Consider the following 8,842-nt stretch of genomic DNA (forward strand, 5'->3'; position numbering starts at 1 on the left):
GTTACCAGTTCCATAAGGTGCCGTCCTCCAGGCGCGCGACCGGCAGATAGGCCGGCTCGTACGGATAGCGTGCGGCCAGTTTTTCGTCGAACTCAATGCCCAGCCCCGGTTTGTTGCCCGGGTGCATGTAGCCATCGTTGAAGGTCCAGCTGTGCGGGAACACCTCGAGCATTTGCTCGGAGTAACCCATATATTCCTGCACGCCAAAGTTCGGCACCCACAGATCAAAGTGCAGCGCCGCCGCCATGCAGATAGGCGACAGGTCGGAAGGGCCATGCGAACCGGTACGCACCTGATACAGCGAGGCGAAATCGGCGATGCGGCGCATGCCGGTGATACCGCCTGCGTGGGTGAGGGTGGTGCGGATATAGTCGATCAGCTGTTCTTCGATCAGCTGTTTGCAGTCCCAGATGCTGTTGAAGACTTCGCCGACGGCGATAGGCGTAACGGTATGCTGGCGGATCAGACGGAAACATTCCTGGTTCTCCGCCGGGGTCGGATCTTCCATCCAGAACAACCGGTACTGTTCAATGCTTTTGCCAAAGCGCGCGGCCTCGATCGGCGTCAATCTGTGGTGCATGTCGTGCAGCAGATGTTCGTCAAAACCGAACCTGTCGCGCACCGCCTCGAACAGTTTTGGGGTGAAATCGAGGTATTTCTCCGTGGACCACAGTTGCTCTTCCGGCCAGTTGCCTTTGGTGGCCGGCTCGTAGGCCAGCCCTTTGCCTTTGGCCATGCCGTAGGTGGTTTTCATGCCCGGCACGCCGCACTGGGCGCGGATGGCTTTAAAGCCCAGTTCTTTATGTTTGGCGTAGTCGTCGAGCACTTCGTCGATGGAATGGCCGGTGGTGTGGCAATAAACCATTACGCCGGTGCGCGATGCGCCGCCCAGCAGCTGATACAGCGGCATATTGGCGGCTTTGCCCTTGATGTCCCACAGCGCCATATCGACGGCGGAGATGGCGGACATGGTAACCGGGCCGCGCCGCCAGTAGGCGCCTTTATAGAAGAATTGCCAGATGTCTTCGATCTGGTGGGCATCGCGGCCGATCAACTGCGGGCAGACATGATCTTTCAGGTAGGAGGCGACCGGCAGTTCGCGGCCGTTGAGGGTGGCGTCGCCAATGCCGGTAATGCCGTCGTCGGTGGTGATCTTCAGCGTGACAAAATTCCTGCCTGGGCAAGTGACAAACACCTCTGCGTTAACAATTTTCATAACGTCTACATCCTGTTCCCACGGGTCATTAATAGGGGGAAAATACGTTATGAACTAACTACCATACAAGTATGATTTAAAGGATTTGCCGGGGAAGATCACATTTCATCGCGTAATGAGGCAAGAGAGGAGGGGGAACCGGCAAGGGGGGCGCAGCAGGCCGGCTGCGCCCAGGGATCAGAGAAAGGGCGGCCTTAGCCCAGCAGTTCGCAGTTTGGCGGCAGGCGGCATTCAATGGCGTTCGGCAGCACTTCGATGCGGAAATGCATGCCTTTCAGCGGCTCGCCGTCGAGGTTAAAAGTGATCTCGTGCGGCGCATCGATTTCCAGCCAAGGCAGCGCAGCGCTAACCACATTTTTGTTTTCCTCGCCGTTAAACAGGCTGGCCACCAACGCCGGCAGCAGTTCGTCTGCGATCAGCAGCCGCAGTTGCAGCAGCCCGTCGTTGATTAACGCGTCCGGGCACAGCTGCTGGCCGCCCCCGGCCTGCTTGCCGTTGCCGATGCCAATCACCAGTGCGTCACCGGACCACTGGAAATCCGGCCCGCGGATCTCGCAGCGGTCGGCCTTCAGCGTATCCATGCGCAGCAGGCCATGAATAAAGTAAGAAACGCCGCCCAGTGCGGCCTTTAGTTTTTCCGGCGTTTCGGTGGTGATGCGGGTGCCGAAACCGCCGGTCGCCATGTTGATAAAGTAGCGTTCGTCATTGACCTTCGCCAGGTCGATCGGCACCGCACGGCCTTTCGTCGCCAACTGCAGCGCCTGTTCCGGCATCAGCGGGATATTGCAGGCCACGGCAAAGTCATTGGCGGTACCCAGCGGCAGTATGCCCAGTGCCGGGCGGCTTCCCGCAGGCAGTGCCGTCAGCGCGGCGGCCACTTCGTTGATGGTCCCGTCGCCGCCGCCGGCGATCAGGGTGGCGACCCCCAGTTGGCAAGCTTCCTTCACATAGCGCGCAGCGTCACCTTGCTCCCAGGTCACGCGAACGTGCAGGGTTTGCCCCTCATCCCGCAGCTTTTGTACCGCAAGGCGAACTTCTTCGTTGCCGGCGCCTTTGCCATTAATGATAAGAAGCGCTGACGTGTGTTGACTCATTCCCTCTCTCCCGGCTGACAAATGCGTTGGACTGAAACCATAAACTACAAGCGGGGAGCAGGCCATCAGAATATTCAGTTAATTCTGATTATCGGCAGCGGGCCAGTGATTATTTCTGCATGTTTGACTTAATTTAAGATATGGACACTGTGTCAGTGATGGGTTTTCGTTAATGGTTTAATTAATCTCTGCCCTTGGCGTTTTATTTATATAGAAGTGCGGAGCGACCTGTTATTAAAATAGATAACTCGACAGTTTTAAATATCGAAAAAATAAGGGGAATTATTGGCGGGTATTGTGAAGGCACCAAAGAAAAAGCCAGCCCAAGGGAGATTGGACCGGCTAAGGAGGTGGTTCCTAGTATTGCTATGCAAATATTTTTCATTCTTGGTTTTAAGCAGCCTGATGGTAACCAAGCTGCGCAGTAATTGATGTGATCCAATTCTAATATTTGCCAAAAAACGCCACCCAAGGGTGACGTTAGATGTTTTTTACGCGGTGGGACTCTGGGCGTCCGACAAATTGCGGATCAGCAATGCGTAATTGAGATCGATATCCTGTGGGATCGGCAAATAAACGATATGCCCGTTGCCGGGTGCCACGTCGATCGCTTCGCCTTTTTTATTTTGCATGCTCTCCAGGGTAAACAACACGTTACCGCCGGGGGTCATCATCTCCACACTGTCGCCGACCCTAAACTTGTTTTTCACGTCCACTTCCGCCCAGCCGTCGCGCCTTGCGCCGGTGAATTCGCCGACGAACTGTTGGCGTTCGGACAACGAGGAGCCGTAATCGTAATTTTGCTGGGCTTCATGCACGTGGCGGCGCAAGAATCCTTCGGTGTAGCCGCGGTGCGCCAGGCCTTCCAGCGTGGTAAGCAGCGTGGGGTCGAACGGCTTGCCTGCGACCGCATCGTCGATGGCGCGACGGTAAACCTGTGCGGTACGCGCGCAGTAGTAAAAGGACTTGGTGCGGCCTTCAATTTTCAGCGAATGCACGCCGAGTTGAGTCAGACGCTCTACGTGCTGGATGGCACGCAGATCCTTCGAGTTCATGATGTAGGTGCCGTGTTCATCTTCGAAGGCGCTCATGTATTCATCCGGCTTTTGCGCTTCGGAGAGCATGAACACCTTGTCGGTCGGCGCGCCGATACCCAGCGTCGGCTCGACGGTCTGCACCGGGATCGGCTCGTGCAGATGCACGATGTTGCCGGTGTCATCCTCTTTGCCTTCTTCCGCCTTGTACTGCCAGCGGCAGGCGTTGGTGCAGGTGCCTTGGTTGGGATCGCGCTTGTTGATATAGCCGGACAGCAGGCAGCGGCCGGAGTAGGCCATGCACAGCGCGCCGTGGACGAAGATTTCCAGCTCCATCTCCGGTACCTGGGCGCGGATCTCGGCGATCTCCTCCAGCGACAGCTCGCGCGACAGGATCACGCGCGTCAGCCCCATCTGCTGCCAGAACTTCACCGTCGCCCAGTTAACCGCATTGGCCTGCACCGACAGATGGATATCCATCTGCGGGAAGGCTTCGCGCACCATCATGATCAGGCCCGGATCGGACATGATCAGCGCATCCGGGCCCATATCGATCACCGGCTTAAGATCGCGCAGGAAGGTTTTCAGCTTGGCGTTGTGCGGAGCGATGTTCACCACCACATAGAACTTCTTGCCCAGCGCGTGCGCTTCGTTGATCCCCTGCGCCAGATTCTCGTGATTGAATTCGTTGTTACGCACCCGCAGGCTGTAACGCGGCTGGCCGGCATAAACCGCATCGGCGCCATAGGCAAAGGCGTAACGCATGTTTTTCAGCGTTCCGGCCGGGGAGAGAAGTTCCGGTGTAAACATAATGAGTCTCGGTCTGATTTCAGGTCAGTATACTCTCTGTCTTTCAAGCCGCAGCGTTGTCGACTGCACTCGCGCACCCTTAAGTAAGCGCCTGGGGATGAGCGAGCTGGCCGCCTGGCTGCAACATGAAAGCCTGTGGGTATAACGCACCACTAAATGGCGCAGTAAAAGCGGGGGATTGTAGCGGCAGCGCGGCAAAAAATCAGCAGCTAACCGGATTTATTACAGGGGGATTGATCCCGGATAAGAAAAACGCGCGATGGCGATCATCGCGCGCCGGGTAACGAAGCTACGCGCTTAAATCGCGCACGTCGGTGCTCGGGCCGTTCTTGATCACCGACTGAATGCCATTTTTCGCGGCAGTTTCAGAGCTGTACATTTCACTGACGCCGATCACCTGATGGTTCTTGGCTTTCAGGACAAAGTAAGGTTGATTGCTGGTGCTGTGTTTCAATTCATACTGCGCTTCGTGCGGCGAGTTGGTTTGCACCGAGGCAATACCGTTTTCCGCCGAGGCTTTGCTGGCGTACATCTCGCTGCCCAAAATGATTTCGCCATTACTGGCTTTCAGGTTGAAGTGGTATTGCCCATTCTTTGCTTTTTTCAGCTCATAGTGACCGATTGCCATGGTTCCTCTCCTGTGGGTTCCGATAAGTGATGTAAGTGTAGCCAATAGCTTGAAATTGGGCGGCTAATAAACATCCCTTGCGCAGAGTAGCTTAAAAAAGACGCAATTTTTTTGCGTTGGCGTTGAATTTCGTCAGCCAAGGGCGACAAAGCACGGGAAGCTAATGGCGATCCCGATGTTCCAAATTGCGTAGCTTGCCGCACATTGGATAACGCGGTATTCCGCTGCAGGGGATTGCGCGCTAAGGTTTGCCGCATCGCAAAGCAATGCGATTAAAAAACAAGCGAAGCACTTGGCATCGACGCTGTACAGGCATATTCGCGGAAAGAAATTTGTCAAAAGGAGTCAGGGATGGAAAGAAACGCAAAGCAGTTTAGCGACGGTAAAAGCCAGGCTAACCCGGATAATTGGGAGTCATTGTTGGCAACGATCGCCAAAATAGAGATGCCCCATGATTCTCTGACGGCTGAGGAACGCCGGCAGGAGGTTGTTGACCGCGACCCTTTTCGGAGCGCAGTCAGTTAACCCTCTCTATAGCCCGTTTATCAGCCGGCAGGGCTCGGATTCCCAGCGATAACCCACGCCGTATACCGAGCGAATAAACGACTTTTCGCCGTCGATCAGCTCCAGCTTGCGCCGCAGGTTTTTGATATGGCTGTCGATGGTTCGGTCGGTCACTACCCGGTAGTCGTCATACAGATTATTCAGCAACTGCTCGCGCGAGAAGACGTTGCCCGGCTGGCTGGCCAGGGTCTTCAACAGACGGAATTCCGCCGGGGTGAGATCCAGCATCTGGCCTTGATAGCTGGCCTGAAAGCGCGGTTCGTCGATATGCAGCTGCGTTTCTTCCTGCTGGTTTTCCAGCGGCCGGTAGCAGCGGCGCAAAATGGTTTTCACCCGAGCCACCACTTCTCGCGGGCTGTAGGGCTTGCAGATGTAATCGTCCGCGCCGATTTCCAGCCCCAGCAGGCGATCGATCTCTTCAATCTTCGCCGTCACCATCACCACCGGGACATCGGTAAAGCGGCGCAATTCGCGGCATACCGTCAGCCCGTCGCTGCCCGGCAGCATTAAATCCAGCAGGATCAGCGCCGGGGAGTGTTCATGCACCGCCGGCACTACCTCGCTGCCGTTGGTCAGCCAACGGGTGGCGTATCCCGCGGCCTGCAGATAGTCCACCAGCAGTTGGCCCAGCTTGGGTTCATCTTCAACAATCATGATTTGCAACGGCTGATTCTGGGATTCCATCATGGCGCCTTATTCATTATCGGGGTGGTAAATTCTACTGTAATCTGCACGCCGCCCAAAGGCGAGTGCGCGGCAAAGATCCGGCCGTTGTGGGCTTCCACGATGTTTTGACAGATCGACAGCCCCAGGCCGGAACCGCCGCTGGCGCGGTTGCGCGAGCCTTCGGTGCGGTAGAAGCGTTCGAAAATACGCGCCAGCTGTTCGTCATTGACGCCCGGCCCGCTGTCTCGCCAGTAAAGCCGCAGCTGGCCCGGCAACTGCTCCGCGCCAATCTCCAGCTTACCGCCTGCGTCGGTGTAGCGCAGGCTGTTCTCCAGCAGGTTGTTGAACAACTGATTGAGACGATCGGGATCGCCGAACAGCGGCGCCTGTTCCGGCAGCAGGGTGACGATCTCAAGCCCTTTGGCGCGAAAACGCTCGCGGAAGGCGGCGACCGCAATTTGCAGCAAATGCACGCAGTCCACCGTCGATTTACGGTAGGCCAGCGCGCCGAGATCGGACAGCGAAAGCTGATGCAGATCGTCCACCAGTTTGGTCAGGGTGGTGACTTCCGCCTGCAGCGAGCTGAGCGACGCCGGCGTCGGCTGGCGCACGCCGTCCTGCAAGGCCTCCAGTTCGCCACGCAGCACCGCCAGCGGGGTGCGCAGCTCGTGCGACACGTCGGCCATAAAAGCGCGCCGCATCTGCTCGTTCTTTTCCAGCGAGGTGGCGAGCTGATTGAAATCCTGCGCCAGGCGGCCGAGCTCATCCTGGCTGTCGACGGTCACGCGGGTGCTGAAATCACCGGCCGCCAGCCGGTGGGTGCCGGCGACCAAACGTTTGACCGGCGCCAACAGCCCGCGCGACATCAACCAGGTCACCGCCGCCGCCAGCAGCGTGGAGAGTGCGACTATCATCCAACTGGTGCGCTTTTGCTGCTGATCGAAATTGATATCGGCATTGCGGGTCAGCCGCTCGACCGGCGTGGTGATCACCCAGCCGACGATTTCGTTGTTGTAGCGGATCGGATGGCGCGGGCCTTCTTTGGGCACCGGGCCGGAGTGCCCCACCAACCGGTTGAATTGGTTGTCCACCACCCAAAACTGAGTGCGCCAGCCTTTGGGGGGCAGATTGTGGCTGCTGTCGCTGTTTTGTTCGAACGAGCGCATGATCTGGAAAACCACCTGATCGTTATTGCGCAGGAAAGCCCAATTGCCGTGTTGGCTGTACTGCTCTTCCAGCGCTTCGCTCAACATGTTGGTGCGCTGCTCGTTGCTGTGCTTGATGTAGTCGATGAAACCGCGTTCAAAGCTGACGCGCACGCCCCAGTGCATGGTGATCAGCACCAGCATGCAGGTGGCGAAGATGGCCAGGAACAGTTTCCCGGTGATGCCTATTCTCATTTTGGTAACCTCGTTGAACCGGTGCCCGGCTCTTTGGTCAGCGTACGGTTCGGCGCGCTGTCCGGCGGCACGCGGGCAAAGGCCAGCGCCGGCAGGGCAATGATTAACGCCATGCAGCCGTAGCTGTAAATAAATGCGCTGTGTATCGCCGGGCTGTCGGTGACCACCTGGTGATGGGCAAAGCTGCCAATCAGGATCCCGGCGATGCTGACGCCGAGGCTCATGGACAGCTGCATCACCATCGACAGCAGGCTGTTGCCGCTGCTGGCCAGCCGGTCCGGCAAATCTTTCAGCGTCAGGGTATTCATTGCCGAGAAGCGCAGCGAGTTGACCATGCCCTGGAAGAACAGCACCACCGGCAGCAGCCAGATCCAGCCGATCATCGCCACCAGCGGGAAGCTCAGGCTGATCAACGCCAGCATCAGCGTGGCGGCCACCAGCACGTTGCGGTAACCGAAACGGTTAACTACCCGCACCACGATACGCTTCATCCCCATGCTGCCGATAATCATCGGGATCATCATCAGCCCGGCGTGGAACGGTGAAAACCCCATGCCCACCTGCATGAACAGCGGGGTCATAAACGGCAGCATGCCGCTGCCGATGCGGCCAAGCAGGCTGGCGCTAAGCCCCACCTTGTAGGTTGGGGTCCTGAACAGCCGCAGGGAGAACAATGCCCGGCTGTTACCGCGCGCATGCCACCAGTAACCGGCCAGCGCCGCAATGCCCATCGCCACCAGCCCGGCGATGGTGGCGATGGACAGCCCCATGCCCTTGTGACCGTCAAGCGCCAGCGTCAGCGTCGCCATACCGACAGCCAGCATGATAAAACCGCTGACGTCGAAGCGCCGGGTCTGCATGCGGTAGTTGGGCATCAGCAGCAGCGTGGCGATGGCGCCGGCGATGCCGACCGGGATATTGATCAGGAAAATCCAGTGCCAGCTGGCGTACTGTACCAAAAAACCGCCCAGCGCCGGCCCCATCAACGGGCCGATTTGGCCGGGCAGGGTGACGAAGGTCATCGCCGCCATATATTGCTCGCGCGGCACGATCTTCATCACCGTCAGGCGGCCGACCGGCACCATCATCGCGCCGCCGATGCCCTGGATCACCCGCGAAGCGATCAGCGCATTCAGGGTTTCCGAACGGGCGCACAGGATTGAGCCGAGGGTGAACAGCACTATGGCGCTGAAGAACACCCGCTGCACCCCAACCCGGTCCGCCAGCCAGCCGCTGGCGGGCAGCATCACGGCGACCGTCAGCACGTAGGAGACGATCACCGATTGCATGCGCAGCGGGTTCTCCCCCAGGCTGGCGGCCATCGACGGCAGGGCGGTATTGACGATGGTGGTGTCCAGCGTCTGCATAAAGAAGCCGAACGCCACGATCCAGAGTTGCCACTGTACTGAGGCGGTGCGTTTCATGATCAT

8 protein-coding genes are annotated in these 8,842 nt (G+C 58.0%); 1 reads left to right on the forward strand and 7 read right to left on the reverse strand.

Translation table 11 applies throughout. From position 1 onward, the window contains the following. Window position 1 precedes the first annotated feature (1 nt). From manD to JK621_RS22530, 4 genes are all read right to left on the reverse strand, one after another. Window positions 2-1,216, reverse strand: a complete 1,215-nt coding sequence (gene manD, locus JK621_RS22515; RefSeq protein WP_212557719.1) for a D-mannonate dehydratase ManD — start codon at window positions 1,214-1,216, stop codon at window positions 2-4. 194 nt (window positions 1,217-1,410) lie between these two features. Beyond that, window positions 1,411-2,310 carry a lipid kinase YegS gene (gene yegS, locus JK621_RS22520; RefSeq protein ID WP_212557720.1) on the reverse strand — a complete coding sequence of 300 codons (900 nt, stop codon included), beginning with the start codon at window positions 2,308-2,310 and terminating at the stop codon, window positions 1,411-1,413. Between the two features lie 491 nt (window positions 2,311-2,801). Further along, entirely contained in the window at window positions 2,802-4,154 is a 1,353-nt protein-coding gene (gene yegQ / locus JK621_RS22525) for a tRNA 5-hydroxyuridine modification protein YegQ (protein ID WP_212557721.1), read from the reverse strand. Between the two features lie 289 nt (window positions 4,155-4,443). Continuing rightward, window positions 4,444-4,782: a YegP family protein gene (locus JK621_RS22530; protein WP_126484534.1), complete on the reverse strand. Its 339-nt coding sequence runs from the start codon at window positions 4,780-4,782 to the stop codon at window positions 4,444-4,446. A gap of 351 nt (window positions 4,783-5,133) precedes the next feature. Here JK621_RS22530 and JK621_RS22535 point away from each other — a divergent pair, with 351 nt between their 5' ends. Then, complete coding sequence (locus JK621_RS22535) at window positions 5,134-5,307, forward strand: hypothetical protein (protein WP_212557722.1); 174 nt, start codon at window positions 5,134-5,136, stop codon at window positions 5,305-5,307. 6 nt (window positions 5,308-5,313) lie between these two features. On the opposite strand, the gene baeR is transcribed toward JK621_RS22535, so the two are convergent. Genes baeR through JK621_RS22550 form a run of 3 tightly spaced genes read right to left on the reverse strand, consistent with a single transcriptional unit; the run spans window position 5,314 to window position 8,842 of the window. Further along, window positions 5,314-6,030 carry a two-component system response regulator BaeR gene (baeR, locus tag JK621_RS22540; protein WP_004951961.1) on the reverse strand — a complete coding sequence of 239 codons (717 nt, stop codon included), beginning with the start codon at window positions 6,028-6,030 and terminating at the stop codon, window positions 5,314-5,316. Beyond that, window positions 6,030-7,412 carry a two-component system sensor histidine kinase BaeS gene (gene baeS / locus JK621_RS22545; protein WP_212557723.1) on the reverse strand — a complete coding sequence of 461 codons (1,383 nt, stop codon included), beginning with the start codon at window positions 7,410-7,412 and terminating at the stop codon, window positions 6,030-6,032. Before baeS ends, baeR begins: the two co-directional genes overlap by 1 nt. After that, complete coding sequence (locus tag JK621_RS22550) at window positions 7,409-8,842, reverse strand: MFS transporter (protein ID WP_212557724.1); 1,434 nt, start codon at window positions 8,840-8,842, stop codon at window positions 7,409-7,411. The genes baeS and JK621_RS22550 overlap by 4 nt, the downstream gene beginning before the upstream one ends.

This window comes from Serratia plymuthica, assembly GCF_018336935.1.
Lineage (GTDB): Bacteria > Pseudomonadota > Gammaproteobacteria > Enterobacterales > Enterobacteriaceae > Serratia > Serratia plymuthica_B.